The organism is Kitasatospora sp. NBC_00039 (assembly GCF_045160625.1).
Lineage (GTDB): Bacteria > Actinomycetota > Actinomycetes > Streptomycetales > Streptomycetaceae > Kitasatospora.
Genome location: NZ_CP108289.1, coordinates 5755855 through 5774778 on the forward strand (window position 1 = coordinate 5755855; position 18924 = coordinate 5774778).

Annotated in this window: 14 protein-coding genes, 2 tRNA genes and 1 pseudogene; 9 read left to right on the top strand and 8 right to left on the bottom strand. The window is 73.8% G+C overall.

Annotated features, from left to right (window positions below; all coding sequences use genetic code 11):
- The first annotated feature begins 111 nt into the window (after positions 1 to 111).
- From snpA to OG286_RS25670, 4 genes are all read left to right on the top strand, one after another.
- Positions 112 to 738: a snapalysin gene (gene snpA, locus OG286_RS25655; protein ID WP_396322787.1), complete on the top strand. Its 627-nt coding sequence runs from the start codon at positions 112 to 114 to the stop codon at positions 736 to 738.
- A gap of 116 nt (positions 739 to 854) precedes the next feature.
- Positions 855 to 1511, top strand: coding sequence for a pentapeptide repeat-containing protein (locus tag OG286_RS25660; protein ID WP_396322644.1), 657 nt, complete (start codon positions 855 to 857; stop codon positions 1509 to 1511).
- A gap of 165 nt (positions 1512 to 1676) precedes the next feature.
- Entirely contained in the window at positions 1677 to 3752 is a 2076-nt protein-coding gene (locus OG286_RS25665; protein WP_396322643.1) for a phosphocholine-specific phospholipase C, read from the top strand.
- Between the two features lie 113 nt (positions 3753 to 3865).
- Positions 3866 to 4132 carry a hypothetical protein gene (locus OG286_RS25670; protein ID WP_396322642.1) on the top strand — a complete coding sequence of 89 codons (267 nt, stop codon included), beginning with the start codon at positions 3866 to 3868 and terminating at the stop codon, positions 4130 to 4132.
- An 82-nt stretch (positions 4133 to 4214) separates the two neighbouring features.
- Here OG286_RS25670 and OG286_RS25675 read toward each other — a convergent pair whose 3' ends face one another.
- The gene (locus OG286_RS25675; protein ID WP_396322641.1) at positions 4215 to 7433 is read right to left on the bottom strand and encodes a S41 family peptidase; all 3219 of its coding nucleotides are present in this window, start codon (positions 7431 to 7433) and stop codon (positions 4215 to 4217) included.
- A gap of 174 nt (positions 7434 to 7607) precedes the next feature.
- On the opposite strand from OG286_RS25675, the pseudogene OG286_RS25680 reads away from it, so the two are divergent.
- A pseudogene (locus tag OG286_RS25680) lies at positions 7608 to 8129 on the top strand (chitinase); the annotation flags it as partial.
- 103 nt (positions 8130 to 8232) lie between these two features.
- Here OG286_RS25680 and OG286_RS25685 read toward each other — a convergent pair.
- Positions 8233 to 8595 (bottom strand): MerR family transcriptional regulator, encoded by a 363-nt coding sequence (locus OG286_RS25685; protein WP_396322640.1) that lies wholly within the window; start codon positions 8593 to 8595, stop codon positions 8233 to 8235.
- Between the two features lie 63 nt (positions 8596 to 8658).
- Between OG286_RS25685 and OG286_RS25690 the strand changes: the two genes are divergently transcribed.
- Positions 8659 to 9849: an MFS transporter gene (locus OG286_RS25690; RefSeq protein ID WP_396322639.1), complete on the top strand. Its 1191-nt coding sequence runs from the start codon at positions 8659 to 8661 to the stop codon at positions 9847 to 9849.
- A 42-nt stretch (positions 9850 to 9891) separates the two neighbouring features.
- Complete coding sequence (hemC, locus tag OG286_RS25695) at positions 9892 to 10827, top strand: hydroxymethylbilane synthase (protein ID WP_396322638.1); 936 nt, start codon at positions 9892 to 9894, stop codon at positions 10825 to 10827.
- A 124-nt stretch (positions 10828 to 10951) separates the two neighbouring features.
- Here hemC and OG286_RS25700 read toward each other — a convergent pair.
- Both OG286_RS25700 and OG286_RS25705 read right to left on the bottom strand, forming a co-directional pair.
- Positions 10952 to 11025: transfer RNA gene (locus tag OG286_RS25700), tRNA-Lys, on the bottom strand.
- Between the two features lie 79 nt (positions 11026 to 11104).
- Positions 11105 to 12013, bottom strand: a complete 909-nt coding sequence (locus tag OG286_RS25705; protein WP_405365803.1) for an NADP-dependent oxidoreductase — start codon at positions 12011 to 12013, stop codon at positions 11105 to 11107.
- A gap of 225 nt (positions 12014 to 12238) precedes the next feature.
- On the opposite strand from OG286_RS25705, the gene OG286_RS25710 reads away from it, so the two are divergent.
- Positions 12239 to 13822: a Na+/H+ antiporter gene (locus OG286_RS25710; protein ID WP_405365804.1), complete on the top strand. Its 1584-nt coding sequence runs from the start codon at positions 12239 to 12241 to the stop codon at positions 13820 to 13822.
- A 302-nt stretch (positions 13823 to 14124) separates the two neighbouring features.
- Complete coding sequence (gene pgi, locus OG286_RS25715; RefSeq protein WP_396322635.1) at positions 14125 to 15786, top strand: glucose-6-phosphate isomerase; 1662 nt, start codon at positions 14125 to 14127, stop codon at positions 15784 to 15786.
- 111 nt (positions 15787 to 15897) lie between these two features.
- On the opposite strand, the gene OG286_RS25720 is transcribed toward pgi, so the two are convergent.
- The 4 genes from OG286_RS25720 to OG286_RS25735 all read right to left on the bottom strand — a co-directional run bounded on the left by OG286_RS25720 (position 15898) and on the right by OG286_RS25735 (position 18923).
- Positions 15898 to 15971: transfer RNA gene (locus tag OG286_RS25720), tRNA-Lys, on the bottom strand.
- An 88-nt stretch (positions 15972 to 16059) separates the two neighbouring features.
- Positions 16060 to 16611: a bifunctional DNA primase/polymerase gene (locus tag OG286_RS25725; protein WP_396322634.1), complete on the bottom strand. Its 552-nt coding sequence runs from the start codon at positions 16609 to 16611 to the stop codon at positions 16060 to 16062.
- A 196-nt stretch (positions 16612 to 16807) separates the two neighbouring features.
- Complete coding sequence (locus OG286_RS25730) at positions 16808 to 17215, bottom strand: hypothetical protein (protein ID WP_396322633.1); 408 nt, start codon at positions 17213 to 17215, stop codon at positions 16808 to 16810.
- Positions 17216 to 17573: 358 nt separating this feature from the next.
- Positions 17574 to 18923: an AAA domain-containing protein gene (locus tag OG286_RS25735; RefSeq protein ID WP_396322632.1), complete on the bottom strand. Its 1350-nt coding sequence runs from the start codon at positions 18921 to 18923 to the stop codon at positions 17574 to 17576.
- Between the last annotated feature and the right edge of the window lies 1 nt (position 18924).

Sequence of the window (18924 nt, forward strand, 5' to 3'; positions counted from 1 at the left end):
CCGAGGACCGTCCGGGCCTGTCCCACCACCGTTCCACCGTTCACCCGTTCACCGCGGCCCACCCCCAGAGCGGCCGCGGCACCCGCGAACAGGAGCCCCCACGTGAACCGCATGTCCCGCACGCTCTCCGCCGCCGTCGGCCTGGTGCTCGCGGCCGGTCTGGCCGCCCTGCCCACCGCGGCCGTTGCCGCGCCCGCGCCGGCCGCCGCGTCCGTCCAGGGCTACACCGCCGCCGCCGGCTACGCGGGTTCGGCCGCCGAGGACGCGGACAACCAGGCGTTCTACGAGGCCGTGATGAAGTCGGCGCTCGCCAAGCAGGCGGCCACGCCGTACCTCAAGGCCGTCGTGGTCACCTACGACGCCGGCAGCGCGCCGACCTTCCGCAACCAGATAGCCCAGAGCGCCCAGATCTGGAACGGCTCGGTCGGCAACGTCCGGCTGCAGGCCGGCACCAACGCCGACTTCCGCTACTACGAGGGCAACGACTCGCGCGGCTCCTACGCCAGCACCGACGGGCACGGCCGCGGCTACATCTTCCTGGACTACCAGCAGAACCGGCAGTACAACTCCACCCGGGTCACCGCCCACGAGACCGGGCACGTGCTCGGCCTGCCGGACCACTACTCCGGCCCGTGCAGCGAGCTGATGTCCGGTGGCGGCCCGGGCACCTCCTGCACCAACCCGTACCCGAACTCGGCCGAGCGCAGCCGGGTCAACTCCCTCTGGGCCCGCGGCTGACCGACCGCTCCGGAGCCGGAACGGCCCGGCCGCCCGCCCGGGCGGCCGGGCCCTGTCGGTGCCGCGTGCGAGCATGCGGGCGAGACCCGTCCACCGATCGCGAGGTGCCACCCGTCATGCCGCTCTCCGTCCCCGACCGCCTGGCCGACCTGCCCTACGCCCACCTGCTGACCCCGCACACCGGGGTGCTGCGCAGCGACGAGCGCTACGACACCGTGCACTTCGACGGTGGCGAGTACACGGACCAGTCGGCCGGCGGCGCGACCTTCCTGGAGTGCGCGTTCACCGGCGTCGCACTGAGCGGGGTCAGGCTCCGCCAAGCCCGCTTCAACGAGGTCTGGGCGCAGGCCGGCCGCTGGGTGGGCTGTGATCTCAGCGAGTCCGAGTGGCAGGACAGTGCGATCACCGGCGGTGTGCTGGCCGGTGTCGCCGTGCACGGCTCGGCGCTGCGCCGCACGGTCTTCCGCGGCTGCAAGCTGGAGGCGGTCAACCTGCGGGCCGCCGTGCTGCGCGACGTCGTCTTCGAGGACTGCCTGCTGCGCGACGTGGACTTCGGCGAGGCCAAGCTGACCGACGTCTCCTTCCCCGGCTGCACCCTGGAGGAGGTCCGCCTGCGCGGTGCCGGGCTCAGCAGGGTCGACCTGCGGGGCGCCGTCCGCCTCGGCCTGCCCGACGGTCACCAGGGGCTGAAGGGGGCCGTCATCAGCTCCACCCAACTCCTCGAACTGGCACCGCAGTTCGCCCACGCTCTGGGCATCACCGTGAAGGACTGAGCCCGGGCGTTCAGCCGTACGTCGCTCGGTGACGGCGGGGCGAACAGTCCGCCAACCCTGACGAGGCCCTCTGGTGGGGAGGTTCGGCCGGGGTGGAGGATGCTGCGCGATCGGGGGTCCCGACTTGTCTGCACAACATCGCCAGTGAAGGGACGGGCTGGGCTGATGGCCGAGCTGAGTCGTAGGAAGTTCGTCGCACTGTCCGGGGCGGCCGCGGCCGGTCTGGCCGTGGCCGGGACCACCGGTGCGGGTGCGGCGCCGGGTGCTCCCGCCGCCGCGCCGTCGGCGGCGCTGTCGCAGACCGGCACCATCGCGGACGCGCAGCACATCGTCATCCTGATGCAGGAGAACCGCAGCTTCGACCACTACTTCGGGATGCTGCGCGGCGTACGCGGCTTCGCCGACCGCAGCGCGATCCAGATCGCGGGCGGCTACAGCGTCTTCAACCAGCCCAACGGCCTGTTCTCCCGGCAGTACCCGTGGCAGTTCAGCGCCACCAAACCGGCCGGCGGCGCCGACCCCGAGCGCCTGGCGCAGTGCAACGGCGACCTCGCGCACGGCTGGTCCGATCAGCACTGGGCGTGGAACGGCGGCAAGATGGACTCCTGGGTCGCCGCCAAGGGCAACGTCCGCACCCTCGGCTACCTCACCCGCCAGGACATCCCGTTCCACTACGCGCTCGCCGAGAACTGGACCATCTGCGACGCCTACTTCTGTTCCATCCTCAGCGCCACCGGCCCCAATCGCACCTACCACTGGTCCGGCCAGATAGACCCGGCCGGCGCCGCGGGCGGACCGGCGTACGACGGCGGCGACGAGAAGGGCCTGCGCTGGCAGACCTACGCCGAGGCGCTGGAGAACGCCGGCGTGAGCTGGAGGGTCTACCAGAACGCGGCCGACAACTACGGCGACAACGCGCTCGCCTACTTCACCCAGTTCAGCTCCGCCCCGGCCGGCAGCCCGCTCGCCGTCAAGGGCATGGGCTCCGTCCCCAAGAAGACCGGGAAGACGCCGGACGACATCGTCGCCGCGATCAGGGCCGACGTGCTGAACGGCACCCTCCCGCAGGTCTCCTGGATCGTCCCCGACCAGGGCTCCTCCGAGCACCCGTACTCCACCCCGGCCGACGGCGCCCACTTCGTCCACAACGTGATCGACGCGCTCGCCGCCGACCCGGACGTGTTCAACTCCACCGTCCTCTTCCTCAACTACGACGAGAACGACGGCTTCTTCGACCACGTCCCGCCGCCCGCCGCCCCGGCCGGCACTCCGGGCGAGTTCTACAACGGCACCAACATCGGCCTCGGCTTCCGCGTCCCGATGATCGCCATCTCGCCGTGGACCCGCGGCGGCTGGGTCAACTCCGAGGTCTTCGACCACACCTCGGTGCTGCGCTTCCTGGAGAAGTGGACGGCCGCCATCGGCAAGCCGGCCACCTGCCCGAACATCAGCGACTGGCGCCGGAAGGTCTGCGGCGACCTCACCGGCCTCTTCGACTTCGCCAACCCGGTCCACGGCCTGCCGGCGCTGCCCAACACCGACGCGGTGATCGGCATGTCGACCTGCGGCCCGCTGCCCAACCCGGCCCCGGTCGACAACAAGCTGCCCGTCCAGGAGTCCGGCACCCGCCAGGCCCGCGCGCTGCCGTACCAGCCGAACGCCAACCTCGACCACCTGGAGTTCGGCTCCGGCGGGGTGATGAAGGTCTGGCTGACGATGGCCAACGAGGGCACGGCCGCGCAGAAGGCGGTCCACTTCGCGGCCTACGCCAACGCCTACCGCAGCGGCGGACCCTGGCAGTACACCGTCGACCCGGGCGGCAACCAGAGCGACTTCTTCAACTGCGGCACCAACTTCGGCAACGGCCCGTACGACCTCTCCGTGGTCGGCCCCAACCGCTTCCTGCGCCGTTTCAAGGGCGACGCCACCAAGGCGGGCAAGAACGCGGCCGTCACCGCCTCGTACGCGGTCGAGCCGGGCACCGGCAAGCCGGCGGTCTGGTTCAGGCTCGCCAACTCCGGCGCCACCCCGCTGACCTTCACCATCGCCTCGAACAACTACCGCACCGACGGCCCCTGGACGTACCAGGTGCCGGCCGGCGGCAGCGTCAGCGACTACTTCAACGCGGTCGCGTACAACAACGGCTGGTACGACTTCACCGTCACGGTGGACGCCGACACCACATGGTCCCAGCGGTTCACCGGCCACCTGGAGACCGGCGCGGCCAGCATCAGCGGCTGAGCCCTCCGCCACGGGCTCCGGGGCGCCACCCCGGGGCCCGTGGCCTGGGGATGCGTTCCTTCCGTCCCGGTGTGAGAGTGGGGACAGCCCGGTATCCGTCCGGAGGAGGAGTCATGGGCATCTTCGACAGGTTCCGCCACAGGGCGCACGACGACGCCGGGGAGGCCAGGTCCTCCCTCGGCGGGAGCCACGAACAGGACACCACCGCGATGACGGACGCCGCCCAGCGGGCCGCCCTCGCCCACGACGAGGCCGCCGACGCGTTCGGCCCCGAGATCGAGAAGGCCCGCGAGGCACAGGAGGCCGCCGGCCTCAGCGACCGGGAGGCCGAGGAACGGGCCCGGGAGGACATGACGGCCGAGGGCGACCCCTGGGACTGAAGGCCGGCCCCCGAACCCCCGGACCCTGAACCGGCCGCGTGCTGACGCACGAGGGGCGCGCCCACCGAGGGCGCGCCCCTCGTCACGTCCGCGGTGGCAGCGGCGGCCGCCGCAGGTCCGGGCGCGGGGTGTCGTCCGGTGGCGGGGCGGCGGCCGGCGCGTCCTCCAGCAGGTCCAGCGCGAGCCGCACCGCCGTGACCAGCTCGACGTGCCGCCCCCGGGCCCAGTCCTGCGGGGTGCGCAGCACGTGCACGTCCGGCTCCGCCCCGTGGTTCTCCACCGACCAGCCGAGCCCGCCGGTGAACCAGGAGGCGTTCTTCGGCACCGAGATCTGCGTCCCGTCGCCGAGCGTGTGCCGCCCGGTCATGCCGACCACCCCGCCCCAGGTCCGGTTGCCCACCACCGGCCCCAGCCCGAGCAGCTTGATCGCGGTGATGATGACGTCCCCGTCCGAGCTGGTCGCCTCGTCGGCGAGGGCGACCACCGGCCCGCGAGGTGCGTCCCGGGGCCAGCGCACCGGCTGCCGTCCGCGGCTGAAGTCCCAGGCCAGCACCCGCCGGGTGAGCTTCTCCAGCACCAGTTCGGAGACGTTGCCGCCGGCGTTGCCGCGGACGTCGAGCACCAGCGCGGGTTTGTCCAGCTCCCGGCGGAGGTCCCGGTTGAACTGCGCCCAGCCGGAGCCGCCGAGGTCCGGGATGTGCAGGTAGCCGCACCGGCCGTCGCTGAACTCCCGGACCAGGCCGCGGCGTTTGGCCACCCAGTCCTGGTAGCGGATCGGCCGCTCGTCGGTCAGCGGGGAGACGGTGATCCGGCGGACCGGGCCGTCGGGCCCGCTGCGCAGGGTGAGCTCGACCGTGGTGCCGCCGGTGCCGGCCAGCAGCGGACCCGGGCCGCGGACCGGGTCCAGCGGGCGCCCGGCCACCGCGAGCAGCTCGTCGCCGTCGCGGACGCCGTGGACGGCGAGCGGGGCCCGGGCCCGCGGGTCGGAGGACTCGCCGGGCAGGACGCGGTCGACCAGCCAGCGCCCGTCGGCCGCGCGGTGGGCGTTGGCGCCGAGCAGCCCGAGCGGCTGCTGCGCGAGCGAGGGCCCCTCGCCACGCCGGGCAGGGGTGACGTACGCGTGCGACGTGCCGAGCTCGCCGAGGAGCTCGCGCAGCAGGTCGGCGAAGTCGTCCGGGCCGGCCACCCGGTCCAGCAGGGGCCGGTACTGGGCGACCAGCGCGGGCCAGTCCAGCCCGCACATCCCGGCGTCCCAGAACTGGTCCCGGACGATCCGGGCCGCCTCGCCGTACGCCTGGCGCCACTCGGCGGCCGGGTGCACGGTGTGGGTGATCCGGCGCAGGTCCACGGTGGTGCCGGCGGAGGGGGCGGTGACCGGGACGATCCGCAGGGTGCCGGCCGAGTAGACCGCGACCGAGCCGCCGTCGCCGGAGACGGCGTAGCCGTCCAGCTTGTCGGCCAGCGTGGAGCGGGTGCCCCGGGCCAGGTCGAAGTACTCCAGGGAGGGGCGGCCGGAGGTGTCGTCCGGGTTGGTGAAGGTCTGCCCGAGGGTGCCGGAGATGGGCCAGCGCAGCCAGAGCAGCCCGCTGCGGGCGGCGTCGGTGGCCGAGTACTTGGAGGCGATCACGGGGAACGGGAGCAGCCGCTCGCCGATGCCCTCCGGGTCGACGTAGACGGTGCCGTCGCCGCCGCCGTCGCCGCGCGGGGCGCCGTCCTCGGCGGGCGCGGCGAACGGGGACGGGGTGTCGGCGGCGAGCGGGACGAGGTAGGGGCGGCAGCCGAGCGGGAAGGAGAGGTCGCCGGTGTGCACGTCGTGGACGGGGTCGAAGCCGCGCCAGGAGAGGAAGGCCAGGTAACGGCCGTCCCGGGTGAAGACGGGCTGCTCGTCCTCGAACCGGCCGTCGGTGACCTCGGTGATCGCCGAGGGCGCGTCGGTGCGGGTGAGCCGGATCCGGCGCAGTGAGCGGCCGGCCACCGGCTGGGACCAGGCGATCCAGCGGGAGTCGGGGGAGAAGCGGGCACCGGAGACCGGGCCGTGGTCGGAAGAGGCCAGTTCGCGGACGGCCCCGTCGGCGGTGGCGACCAGCAGCAGCCGTCCGTCGGAGGCGGCGGCGGCCAGGTGGGCGCCGTCGGGGGCGGCGGTCAGCTCCAGGACGCGGCCGAGCCGGGCGGCGGCGAGCAGCCGGTGTCCGTGGCGGCCGGGGGCGTGCTCGTGCCCGGGCAGCGGAACGATCTCGACCGCGTCCTCGCCCTCGGCGTCGGTGATCCAGCCGGCCTCGCCGGTCTGCCCGAGCACCACCGGCAGCCGGGTGCGCACGCCCGGGGTGTCGGCGAGCGCCCGGGCCGGGCCGTCGCGGTGGGTGAGCCAGTACTGGCTGCCGCGCACGGTGATCACCCCGGCGCGGCCGGTCTGGTCGCAGGCGAGGTCCTTGACGTGCGAGGCGGCGTTCACCTGGTACGGCCGCCGGCCGGCCCGGGCGCCGCCGAGCGGGACGCGCAGCCGGTGCGGGGCGGGCGCGTCCAGGCTCTCCAGCAGCCAGAGGTCGCCGGCGTGCTGGTAGACGATCCGGGTCCCGTCGGTGGCGGCCTCGCGGGCGTAGTAGGAGGCGTGGTCGGTGTGCCTGCGCAGGTCGGTGCCGTCGGGGCGGCAGGAGTAGACGTTGCCGATGCCCTCGTGGTCGGAGAGGAAGGCGACCCGGTCGCCCTCGGCGGCGGTGACCGGCATCGGGGAGGCGAGGTGCCCCCGGTGGCCCTCCAGGACCTGTGTGCCGTCCACCCAGAGCCGCCCGACGGCGCCTCCCCGGTAGCGCTTCCAGGCGGCGGGTTCGTGCGGAGCGGTGCCGGTGAGCAGGACGGTGTGCGCCCGGCTCATCTGGGCGTCGCCGACCGGCCCCCAGGGCATCCGGCGCCCGGGCGAGCCGTCCGGCGGCAGGGCGTGTGCCCAGGTGTAGTGGCCGAACGGCTCGTGGTAGGAGGTGACGGCGAGCAGTTCGCCATCGGGCAGCCAGCCGCGCAGCCGGGTGTCCTGGCTGCCCCAGTGGCTGATCCGGACGGCCTCGCCGCCGGCCACGGGGGCGGTCCAGACCTCGGGGGTCAGGGCCTGCCAGCCGGTCCAGCCGAGGGTGCGGCCGTCGGGGGAGAGGCGGGGATGGCTGACCCGGGTGCGGTCGCAGCTGACCCGCCAGGCGCGGCCGACGGTGCCGTCCGGGTCGAGCGGCGCCACCCAGACGTCGTCCTCGGCGGTGAACGCCAGCAGGCGCCCGCGCAGGTGGGGGTAGCGGAGATAGCCGGGTGACGTCACCTCTCCATGGTTCGACGGGGTGTCACGCCCGGCAACCGGACACCGCGCCGGGGCGACCCCGGGGCAAGGCCGTACCGGTCTGGACCATTGACACCGCACCGGCGGATCCACTTCAGTGGTCTAGTCCAACAAGGGTGCGCGGTCGGGCCGAACCCCCACTGGCACGACCGAGTGCTGGCGCCGGAGACCTTCTTCGTCCAGCTCGGCTACCAGTACTACGGCTCCGGCCCCTGGGGCGGCCAGGACCCGCGTGCCGGCGCCTACCTGCCGGTGATCCACGCCCTGCGCGACGACCTCACCCTGCTGCACGTCCAGGACTACAACTCGGGCTCCATCATGGGCCTGGACGGCCAGTACCACTCGATGGGCGGCGCCGACTTCCACGTCGCGATGACCGACATGCTGCTCAAGGGCTTCCCGGTGGCGGGCAATACCGCCAACGTGTTCCCGGCGCTGCCGGCGAACAAGCTCGCCATCGGCATGCCGGCCACCACCGACGCGGGCAACGGCTACGTCGCCCCCGCCGGGGTGAACAGGGCCCTCGACTGCCTCACCAGGCTCTCCGACTGCGGCACCTACGTCCCCAGGGCCGGCGCCCAGCCGAACCTGCGGGGCCTGATGACCTGGTCCATCAACTGGGACCAGTTCGGCGGACGGGAGTTCTCGAAGAACTTCGACGGCTACTTCCGCCGCTGACCGGCCTCCGGCGGACGCCGGACGGCCCTCCCCGCCGTCCGGCATCCGCCGGTGTCCGCCGACCGGGCACCCGCGGAGGCCCGCCGACCGGTGCCCGGGGCCCTCACGGCCCGACCCGGACCACCTCCAGGTACTCGGCGATGGCGTCCCGGTTGCGGGTCAGGAACTCGATCCGCCGGGTCATGCCCGTGAGCTCGCCCTCCAGGGTGGCGATCATCTCCGGGGTGGCGTCCGGGAAGTGGATGACCCGGGGCTTGTTCAGGCAGGGCAGGATCTGCTTGATGATCCTGGTCGGCAGCCCGGCGTCGAGCAGGCCCCTGATCTGCAGCACCCGGTCGACGGAGGAACCGTCGTAGGAGCGGTAGCCGTTGGCGCAGCGCTCGGCGAGGATGAGGCCCTGTTCCTCGTAGTAGCGCAGCAGTCTCCGGGACGTGTTGGTCCGCTCCGACAGTTCTCCGATGCGCATCCGAATCCACCTCGTGACCGGGCTTGACCTTCACATCAGTGTGAGGGTTCGAGCATAGCCGTCATGTCGACCATCGAACGTCCAACAGCCGTGGAACAGCGGAAACTTCCCGTGCCCGCCCTGCTGGCGCTGGCCACCGCCGTCTTCGTCACCGCCCTCACCGAGACCCTGCCGGCCGGCGTCCTGCCCGCGATGAGCGCCGACCTGGGCGTCAGCGAGTCCGCCATGGGCCAGTCGGTCACCGTCTACGCGATCGGGACGGCCCTCACCGCCATCCCGCTCACCTCGGCCACCGCCGGCTGGCGGCGCAAGCGGCTGCTGCTCACCGCGATGGCCGGGTTCGCCGCCGCCAACACCGTCACCGCCCTCTCCGGCACCTACCCGCTGACCATGGCCGCCCGGTTCGTCGCCGGCGTGGCGGCCGGCCTGGCCTGGGCGCTGCTCGCCGGGTACGCACGGCGGCTGGCGCCCGAGCACCTCCAGGGCCGGGCGATCGCGATCGTGATGACGGGCATCCCGGTCGCCCTCTCCCTGGGCGTACCCGCCGGGACCTTCCTGGGGCGGGCGCTCGGCTGGTGGGTGGCCTTCCTGCTGATGACGGCCCTCGCCGTGACCGTGATCGGCTGGATCGCCGCCACCGTCGCCGACCACCCCGGGCAGCGGGCGGCGAGCCGTGCGCCAGTGCTGCGGGCGCTGGCCGTCCCCGGCGTGGTGCCGGTCCTCTTCGTCACCCTGGTCTTCGTGCTGGCCCACACCGTCCTGTACGCGTACGTCGCGCCGTTCCTGGACCGGCTCGGCATGGGCGGCTCGACCGACCTCGTCCTGCTGGTCTTCGGCGGCGCGTCCCTGCTGAGCATCTGGATCACCGGGGCGCAGATCCACCGGAGGCTGCGCGCGCTGACCATCGCCGCCGCCCTGCTGGTCGCCCTGGCGGCCGGGGTGCTGGCCGTCCTGTCGGACAGCCCGGCCATGGTGTACGCGGCCGCAGCTCTCTGGGGCCTCGGCTGGGGCGGCGCCCCGACCCTCCTGCAGACCGCGGCGGGCAACGCCGGCGGCGAGCAGGCGGACGCGGCGCAGGCGATGCTGGTCACACTCTGGAACGCCGCGATGGCCGCCGGCGGCGTGGTCGGCGGGATCCTGCTGGACCGCTACGGCGCCGGCTCCCTCCCGTGGAGCGCGTTCGCCCTGCTCGTGCCGGTGCTGGTCGTGGCGGCCGGCTCCCGCGTCCACGGGTTCCCGGCCAGGCGGCCCTGAGTCGCGGCGCCCGACGCGGAAGTGACGGCCTATCATCGGCGCATGCCCACCGCAGAGTTGATCCGTATCGTCTCCCGTTCCTCGCCGATGGCGCTCGCCCAGGTCGAGCGGGTCCGGGCCGAGCTCGCCGCCCTGCACCCGCAGGTGCGGACGGAGGTGGTCCCGGTGACCACCTCCGGGGACCGCTGGATGGGGGACCTCGCGCGGCTCGGCGGCAAGGGTGCCTTCACCAAGGAGGTGGACGAGGCCCTGCTCGCCGGCGAGGCGGACCTCGCCGTGCACTGCCTCAAGGACGTGCCGGCCGACCGTCCGCTGCCGGCCGGCACCGTCTTCGCTGCCTACCTGCGCCGCGACGACATCCGCGACGCCGTCGTCCACCCCGGCGGCCGCACCCTCGACGAGCTGCCGCCCGGGGCGCGGATCGGCACCTCCTCGGTCCGGCGCCGGGCCCAGCTCGCCGCCTCCCACCCGCACCTGGTCTGCGTGCCGATGCGCGGTAACGCCAACAGCCGACTCGCCAAGCTGGCGGCCGGCGAGGCCGACGCGCTGCTGCTCGCGGTCTCCGGGCTGGAGCGGATCGGCGAGGAGGCCCGGATCAGCGAGATCCTTCCGCCGGAGTCGATGTGCCCCCCGATCGGCGCCGGCATCCTCGCCCTGCAGTGCCGCGAGGAGGACACCGCGACCATCGAGGCGGTGACCGGCCTCGGCGACCACCTGACCTGGCGCGAGGCGAGCGCCGAGCGGATGTTCCTGCACGTCCTCCAGGGCCACTGCAACTCGCCGATCGCCGGCTACGCCAAGGCCGAGCCGGACGGCCGCCTCTCGCTGCGCGGGCGGGTCTTCTCCCCGGACGGCAAGCAGGTGCTGGACGCCCACGAGTGGGCCGGCTCGCTCACCCCCGAGGACCTCGGCACCGCGACGGCCCTGGCGCTCAAGCGGCAGGGGGCGTCCGGGCTGATCGCCGCCATCTCGCACTGAGCGGGCGGCCGGGGCCGACCGGGTGGACAGGCGGTCGGCCGTCGGGCCGGTTGGACGGCCGGGCGGGTGGACGCCGGAACGCCGGAAGGCCCCTCGCTCTCGCAAGGGGCCTTCCGGCTGTCTGTGCGCCGCCAGGGACTCGAACCCCGGACCCGCTGATTAAGAGTCAGCTGCTCTAACCAACTGAGCTAGCGGCGCCTGCTGACGTGGAGAACATTACCTGGTCAGCGGCCGAAACTTCCAATCGGGCCGGCCCGCCCGACCGCCCGCCGGGCCCTCACGGGGTGAGGACGACCTTCCCCCGGACGTGCCCGGTGCCGACCAGCCGGTGCGCGTCGGCGGCCCGCCCCAGGGGGAAGGCGTCGGCGATCTCCAGCCGCAGCCCGCCCGCCTCCCAGAGCTCGACCAGCTCGGCCAGCCGGGCGGCCGTCCGCTGCGCCCGCAGCGAGCGGAGCCCGAGCCGCTCGGCGGTGGCGTGGTCGACGATGGTGCCGATCCGGTCCCTGTCGGCGACCAGCTCGACGGAGGCCTCCAGCGCGCCGCGCCCGGCCGCGTCGAAGGCGGCGTCCACACCCTGCGGCGCCACCGCCCGCACCCGCTCGACCAGTCCCTCGCCGTAGCCGACCGGGATCGCGCCCAGCTCGCGCAGGTAGTCGTGGTTGCGCTCGCTCGCCGTGCCGATCACGGTGGCGCCCCAGGCACGGGCCAGCTGGACGGCCACCGTCCCGACCCCGCCGGAGGCGCCGTGCACCAGCACCGTCTCGCCCGGGCCGACCTTCAGCTCGGTGAGCCCGACGTGCGCGGTCTGCCCGGAGGCGGAGAGCGAACCCGCCTGCTCCCAGGGCATCGCGGCCGGCTTGGCGACCAGCTGGGAGGTGTCCACGGTGACGAACTCGGCGTGGCTCCGCAGCAACCGGAAGCCCAGCACCTCGTCGCCGACCTCCCAGCCGTAGCTGCCCGCACCGAGCTGGTCGACCACCCCGGCGAACTCGTTGCCCGGCACCACCGGCGGCTCGGTCCGCGTCCCCGGGGGCGACCAGCCCTCCCGGACGGCGAGGTCGACGGGCTGCACCCCGGCCGCGTACACCCGGACCCGTACCTCGCCCGGCCCGGCGCTGGGGGTGGGCACCTCGGCCACCCGCAGCACTTCGGGACCGCCGAACCGGGGAACGGTGACTGCCTTCATGCGGAGCCTGCCTCTCTGTCAGTCCTCGGACGCACAGTCGGTCCTCGGACGCATGGTCGGTCCTCGGATGCGCGCTCCTCCGATGATCAGACTTCAAGTGCGCTTGAGGTCAAGCCTGTCCGGCGTGTTGCGGCAGTTGGGTGCATTGTCAGATTTATCCTGAACGGCGGCCCGCGCCGCGTGGTCCGGGCCGCCCCGCTCGTCCGTCGCCGAGAGGAACCCCCCGTGGGCCAGCTGCCCCTGCTCTTCCTGGTGCTGCTCGCCTCCGTGGTGACCATGCCGCTCGCGCGCAGGACCGGCGTGCCCCAACCCGTGCTGATGACCCTGCTCGGCATCGTCATGGCGATCGTGCCGCAGATCCCGGACATCTCCCTCGACCCCGAGCTGATCCTCCCGCTCGTCCTGCCACCGCTGATCTTCGCCGTCGCCCGGCGCTCCTCGGTCCGCTACTTCCGGGCCAACATCCGCTCCATCCTGCTGCTCGCCGTCGCCCTCGTCGTGGTCACCACGGCGGCGGTGGCCGGCGCCGTGCACTGGCTGCTGCCTGCGCTCCCGGTCGCGGCCGCCATCGCCGTCGGCGCGCTGGTCTCCCCGCCCGACCCGGTCGCCGCGGTCGCGGTGGCCGGCAGCGTCGGCCTGCCACGCCGGCTGGTGGCGGTCCTGGAGAGCGAGGGCCTGTTCAACGACGTCACCGCGATCGTCATCTACTCGCTGGCCATCGACGCGGTCGTCGGCGGGGACTTCTCGGCCGGCCACGCGGTGCTCCGCTTCGTGCTCTCGGCGGTCCTCGCCGTGGTCATCGGCGTCGCGCTCGGCTGGGCCAACGCCAAGCTCGCCGCCCTCCTGGAGGACCCGACCCAGCAGGTCGCGCTCAACCTGCTGGTGCCGTTCGCCGCGTACAGCCTGGCCGAGGAGATCCACGGCTCCGGGGTGCTCGCCGTCGTGGTCTGCGGGCTCTACCTCGCCGAGCGGGCCGCCGACGCCGACGCCGTCTCCTACCGGCTGGTCGGCAACGCCTTCTGGGAGATCGTCGAGATCCTGATCACCGGCGTCGCCTTCGGCCTGATCGGCCTGGAGCTGGCCACCGTCCTCAAGGAGGCCGGCAACGGGTGGACCGGCATGCTCGGCGACGCGGCCGTGGTGATCGCCGTCGTCGTGGTGGTCCGGCTGCTCTGGCTGCTGCCCGCCGGCTGGCTCACCAAGCAGCTGCGCGGCGGGGCCGAGGAGGACATCCCGATCAGCTGGCAGGAGAGCGTGGTGCTCTGGTGGTCCGGGATGCGCGGGGTGGCGACCGTCGCCCTGGCCCTGGCCGTCCCGCTCACCGTCGACTCCGGCGCGGCCTTCCCCGAACGCGGCCGGCTGGTCTTCATCGCCTTCAGCGTCGTCCTGTTCACCCTGCTGGTGCAGGGCCTCACCCTGCCCTGGCTGGCCAAGCGGCTGCACCTGGACATCGGCCAGGACCGGCACGAACAGGCGGTGCGCCAGCTCTGGTGGCGGGCCGCCAAGGCCGGGCTCACGCGGCTCGGCGAACTCGAGGAGCAGGACGGGCTGCCCGCCGAGGTCGCCGACCGGCTGCGGGACCGTCAGCACGACCGGCTGGCCCGGCTCTGCCCGGAGAAGTACGCCGAGGAGGACGCCGCCGAGGCGAGGCAGCGGCTCAGCCAGTGGCGCGCCGCGTACGCCGTCGAGCAGGAGATGATCGCCGCCTCCCGGCGCGAGATGGTGGCCGCCCGCAGCGAGCTCGGCGCCGACCCCGAGCTGGTCGACCAGGTGCTGCGCGGGCTCGACCTGCGCTCCGAACGGAAGTGACGCGGCGTCCGGAGGTTCCGTCGCGGCGTCGGGACGGCGTCGCGTCGGCGGCGCCCCGGTGGCGGGACCGCGTCGGCCGGGCGCGCGGCAGGGACACGGGCCGGCGGCCCGGGCGGTGACCTCGGCGGGCGCCGGTGGAGCGTCGGCGAACGGAATGTGCGCGGGTGGTCCCGGCGTTGCATAGGCTGGTCCCGGGCAGGCCGTCAACGGAGTCGGCGCACCACCAGTACCCGCACGACCTCGCGAAACCCTCCCGCCTGGCCCTGCCGGTATCTGCACCCAGATGAATCGAGGAGCCACCGATGTCGGAGACCCGTGCCGACGCCCGTACCCCGCTGGACCGCACCCCGCAGTGGGCCGCCCTCGGCAAGCACCGCGCGGAGCTGGGCGAGACGCACCTGCGCGAGCTGTTCGCCGCCGACCCGGAGCGCGGTCGCCGCTACACCCTCCAGGTCGGCGACCTGCACGTGGACTACGCCAAGCAGCTGGTCACGGACGAGACGCTGACCCTGCTGCGCGAGCTCGCCGAGGCCACCGGCGTCGCCACGCTGCGGGACGCCATGTTCCGCGGCGAGAAGATCAACACCACCGAGCACCGCGCCGTCCTGCACACCGCACTGCGCGCCCCGCGCGGCGCCGTCATCGAGGTCGACGGCGAGAACGTGGTGCCCGCCGTGCACGCCGTGCTCGACAAGATGGCGGCCTTCGCCGAGCAGGTCCGCGGCGGGCAGTGGCGCGGCCACACCGGCAAGCGGATCAGGGCGGTCGTCAACATCGGCATCGGCGGCTCCGACCTCGGCCCCGCCATGGCCTACGAGGTGCTCCGCTCCTACACGCAGCGCGACCTCGACGTCCGCTTCGTCTCCAACGTCGACGGCGCCGACCTGCACGAGGCCGTCCGAGACCTGGACCCGGCCGAGACGCTGTTCATCGTCGCCTCCAAGACCTTCACCACGATCGAGACGATCACCAACGCGGTCTCCGCCCGCGACTGGCTGCTGACCGGCCTCGGCGCCGGCAGCGAGGCGGTGGCCAAGCACTTCGTCGCGCTCTCCACCAACGCCGAGGGCGTAGCCGACTTCGGCATCGACACCGCCAACATGTTCGAGTTCTGGGACTGGGTGGGCGGCCGCTACTCCTACGACTCGGCGATCGGCCTCTCGCTGATGATCGCCATCGGCCCGGACGCCTTCCGCGAGATGCTGGACGGATTCCACCTGGTCGACGAGCACTTCCGCACCGCGCCCCCGGAGGAGAACGTCCCGCTGCTGCTCGGCCTGCTCGGGGTCTGGTACGGCGCCTTCTTCGACGCCCAGGCACACGCTGTGCTGCCCTACTCGCACTACCTGTCGAAGTTCACCGCCTACCTCCAGCAGCTGGACATGGAGTCCAACGGCAAGTCGGTGGACCGCGACGGCAACCCGGTCGGCTGGCAGACCGGCCCGGTGGTCTGGGGCACCCCCGGCACCAACGGCCAGCATGCCTACTACCAGCTGCTGCACCAGGGGACGAAGGTCATCCCGGCCGACTTCATCGGCTTCGCCGAGCCGGTCGCCGACCTGCTGCCCGGCCTGGTGGCGCAGCACGACCTGCTGCTCGCCAACTTCTTCGCCCAGACCCAGGCGCTGGCCTTCGGCAAGACCCCGGAGGAGGTGGCGGCGGAGGGCGTGCCGGCCGAGCTGGTCCCGCACAAGACCTTCAAGGGCAACCACCCGACCACCACCATCCTGGCCGGCCGGCTGACCCCGTCGGTGCTCGGCCAGCTGGTCGCGCTCTACGAGCACAAGGTGTTCGTCCAGGGCGCCATCTGGAACATCGACTCCTTCGACCAGTGGGGCGTCGAGCTCGGCAAGGTGCTCGCCAAGCGGATCGAGCCGGTGCTGCTGACCGGCGAGGGCACCGACGCGCTGGACAGCTCCACCGCGGAGCTGGTCGCCCGCTACCGCGCGCTGCGCGGCCGCTGAGGCGGACGACGGCCGGCCGGGGCCTTCCCCGGCCGGCCGCCGGTGTCCGGTCCGAGCACGCGGAAACGCCGGAAGGCCCCTCGCTCTCGCGAGGGGCCTTCCGGCTGTCTGTGCGCCGCCAGGGACTCGAACCCCGGACCCGCTGATTAAGAGTCAGCTGCTCTAACCAACTGAGCTAGCGGCGCCTGCTGACAGAGAAGACTTTAGCAGCGGGGCGCGGCCCGGCCAAAATCGAATATCCGCGGCCCGGGGCGGCCCGGCGCACCCGGTCGCTCAGGCCATCGGCAGGGCCACCGGCTCGGCCCGGCCGACCGGCTCACGGGTCGCCCGGACGCAGGCCCAGAGCACCACCGAGGCGCCCGGCAGCCACGGCTCCCGGCTCTCCGGCGCGACGATCCACCGCCCGGCGCCCAGCCCGGGGGAGTCCGGGCTGTTCACCATCCGCTGCACCGGCGGGACCGTCACCGCGTCGCCGCGGCCGTGGCAGAGCAGCGGCGGCACGTCCCGGGCCCACTCCTCCCAGGCCAGCAGCCGGCGCAGGCGGGGCGCCGTGCCGGGCTGGACGAAGAGCAGCGTCCGCCCGCGGTAGGCGGCGACCGGCCCGCAGCCCGGCCCGGAGGCCCACAGCTCGTCCAGCACCCGGCGGCCGAACAGCGACGGCATGCTGATCACGTCGAAGGCGCGCCCGCAGGGCAGCACCGAGGGCGACCACGGGCGTGACTCCCAGAGGGCGCGCATACTGCGCGGGTACTCACTGGCGGAGGCCAGCCAGGCCTCCCCGGCCACGGTGACGTACTCCACCGACTGATACGTCCAGATGTCCACAGAGAGCAGCGTGGAGCGTCCGGAGGGTGATCGTGAGGGAAAGGGCGGTTTGCCGGACAGCGCGGCGGGGAGCGGCGTACCCTTCCCCGGCGCATATGCCACTGGTGAGGTTGCCGGCCCGGGAATCGCGGCCGGGTGGGCGTCAGCCGTTGTGACGGCGGGGTGGGCGTCAGCCGTCGTGGCGGCGGGGTGGGCGTCAGCCGTCGTGGCGGCGGGGCTGGAGAAGGCCGCGGCCGTACTCGATCATCTTGGCCGCGTAGTCCGGAGTCCAGTCCGCCCGCTCCGCGATCTCGGCGTCCGAGAGCCTGTCGAAGCGGCGGGTGTCCGCCAGCTGCGCGGCGGCGACCGCCTGGAAGTCGGTGGCCCGGTCGGCGGCCGCGCGGAACGCCAGCGCCAGCTCGGTGGAGCGGCGCAGCAGCTCCGCCGGGTCGTCGATCGACTCCAGGTCGAAGAAGCGCTCCGACTCCGGCTCGGCGGCCTGCGGCTCGAACAGCAGCTGCACGGGGCGTCGCCGGGGGGCGGGCGCTTCACCGGCGCCTGCGCCCGGACCGGCCGGCGCGGTCGAACCGCTCGGGTCGGAAGCCTGGGCGTGGGAGTCGGGCATGGACGGACACCTCCGGGTGCTCGGTGGGGGCGGACGACGGCCGCCGGGAACGGCGCCGCCCGGTCGTGGCCGTCGTCCATTGTCTCGCGACGATGGCGGGTAACGGAACGGTGCGAGTCCGAGCGCTATTCCCTCCCCGCGCGCCGGGGGAGTGACTCCAGCGCCGTCCGGTACCGCCCGCCGCCGGCCACCGGCCTCTGTTTCGGCCCTGTGCTCAGGGCCGTGCGCTTCGGCCCTGCGCTTTGGGCCGTCTGCTTGGGCCGCCTGCTTGGGCCCTGCGCTCTGGCCCTGTGCTCCGGCCGCGCGCCCGGGCCGGATGTCCCGGCAGTGGTCCGCAGGCGTGGCCGCGCCGGCCGCCTCACAGCCGGACGCGGTGCCCGGCGAGGTGGTGCAGTACCTGGTGATTGGCCTCCCAGCCGTCGGGGAACTTGACCGAGACGCCCAACTGCACCGGCTCGGTGGACGGATGCTCGTCCAGCAGCTCGGCGATCCCGGCCCGGGCCACCACGATGCAGGCATGCCGGTGCCGGGAGGCGAGCACGCAGAGCCGGCCGGTCTCCAGGTGGAAGGCGGTCGCGTCCGGCCGCCCGGAGAGCGGGTGCAGCACAACCGTGACGTCGTACTCGCGCCCCTGCAGCCGGTTGGCGGTGTCCACCGTCACGGCCGGCCCGGCGGTCGGATCGACCGGGACCCCGGCCTTGACCAGCGCTGCCCGGACCGCCGCCGCCTGGTCCCGGTGCGCCGTTCCGACCGCGATCCGGCTCGGCGTGAGCGGCGCGGATCCCTGCTCGGAGTGCGCCGTCAGCCCGCGTTCCAGCAGCCGCCGGACGGTGGCGGCCACCGCGGCCACGGCCTGCGGATCGGTCCGGACGGTGTGGCGGGCAGGCAGCTCCAGCAGCGCCCAGCCGTGCTCGGCCGCCCGGTCGATCGCGGCGTCCAGGGCCGTGCCGTCCGGCCGCACCGCGGCGGTGAGCCGGCGCTCCTGCGGCCCGGTGCCGGAGCGGAACGGCGTGTACGGGTAGAACGCGCCGGAGATCAGCGGTGCCGCACTGGCCGGCAGCCGCCAGGAGACCGGCAGCCGGTGCGGCTCGATCTGCGGGTTGTGCGCCAGCAACGTCACGACAGCACTGCTCGACGGGTCGTACGACAGACCCGACCACTGCTCGGTGCCGACCACCGTGAACGGGTCCAGCTGGCCCGGATCCCCGACGAACAGGGCCCGCTCGAACAGTCGGGCCACCGCGAGCAGCGCGTCCGAGCGCATCTGGTACGCCTCGTCGACGATCGCGTGCCGCCACGGCGCCTCGGCCCTCACCCACTGCCACTTCGCCGCGGTCGAGATCACCACGTCGAGCTCGGCGAGGTCGGCCACCTTGTCCGAGGGCGTCACATTGGCGTGACGCAGCACCTCGGGCCCGGGGCGGGAGTCGGCCGCGTGCAGGCGTCCGATCGTCAGATCCGGTGCCTTCTCGGCCAGTCGGCCCACCAGGTCGTCCACCTGGCCGTTGGTCTGGGCCACGATCATCAGCCGTTCGCCGGCCCCGACCAGCTCCCGGGCGGCACGCACCACCAGGGTCGACTTGCCGGCGCCGGGCGGGGAGTCCACCACCACGCCGCGCGGGGCGCCGACGACCGGGCGGACGGTGGCCTCCAGGATCCGGGCCACCGCCGCGTCGGCCGCCGCGCCGGGGGCCTGCTCGCTGCTCATC

Bases quoted from the DNA above. Each gene is read 5' to 3' on its own strand.
- snpA (WP_396322787.1), top strand. From the start codon at position 112: ATGTCCCGCACGCTCTCCGCCGCCGTCGGCCTGGTGCTCGCGGCCGGT.
- OG286_RS25660 (WP_396322644.1), top strand. From the start codon at position 855: ATGCCGCTCTCCGTCCCCGACCGCCTGGCCGACCTGCCCTACGCCCAC.
- OG286_RS25665 (WP_396322643.1), top strand. From the start codon at position 1,677: ATGGCCGAGCTGAGTCGTAGGAAGTTCGTCGCACTGTCCGGGGCGGCC.
- OG286_RS25670 (WP_396322642.1), top strand. From the start codon at position 3,866: ATGGGCATCTTCGACAGGTTCCGCCACAGGGCGCACGACGACGCCGGG.
- OG286_RS25685 (WP_396322640.1), bottom strand. From the start codon at position 8,595: ATGCGCATCGGAGAACTGTCGGAGCGGACCAACACGTCCCGGAGACTG.
- OG286_RS25690 (WP_396322639.1), top strand. From the start codon at position 8,659: ATGTCGACCATCGAACGTCCAACAGCCGTGGAACAGCGGAAACTTCCC.
- hemC (WP_396322638.1), top strand. From the start codon at position 9,892: ATGCCCACCGCAGAGTTGATCCGTATCGTCTCCCGTTCCTCGCCGATG.
- OG286_RS25705 (WP_405365803.1), bottom strand. From the start codon at position 12,013: ATGAAGGCAGTCACCGTTCCCCGGTTCGGCGGTCCCGAAGTGCTGCGG.
- pgi (WP_396322635.1), top strand. From the start codon at position 14,125: ATGTCGGAGACCCGTGCCGACGCCCGTACCCCGCTGGACCGCACCCCG.
- OG286_RS25730 (WP_396322633.1), bottom strand. From the start codon at position 17,215: ATGCCCGACTCCCACGCCCAGGCTTCCGACCCGAGCGGTTCGACCGCG.
- OG286_RS25735 (WP_396322632.1), bottom strand. From the start codon at position 18,923: ATGAGCAGCGAGCAGGCCCCCGGCGCGGCGGCCGACGCGGCGGTGGCC.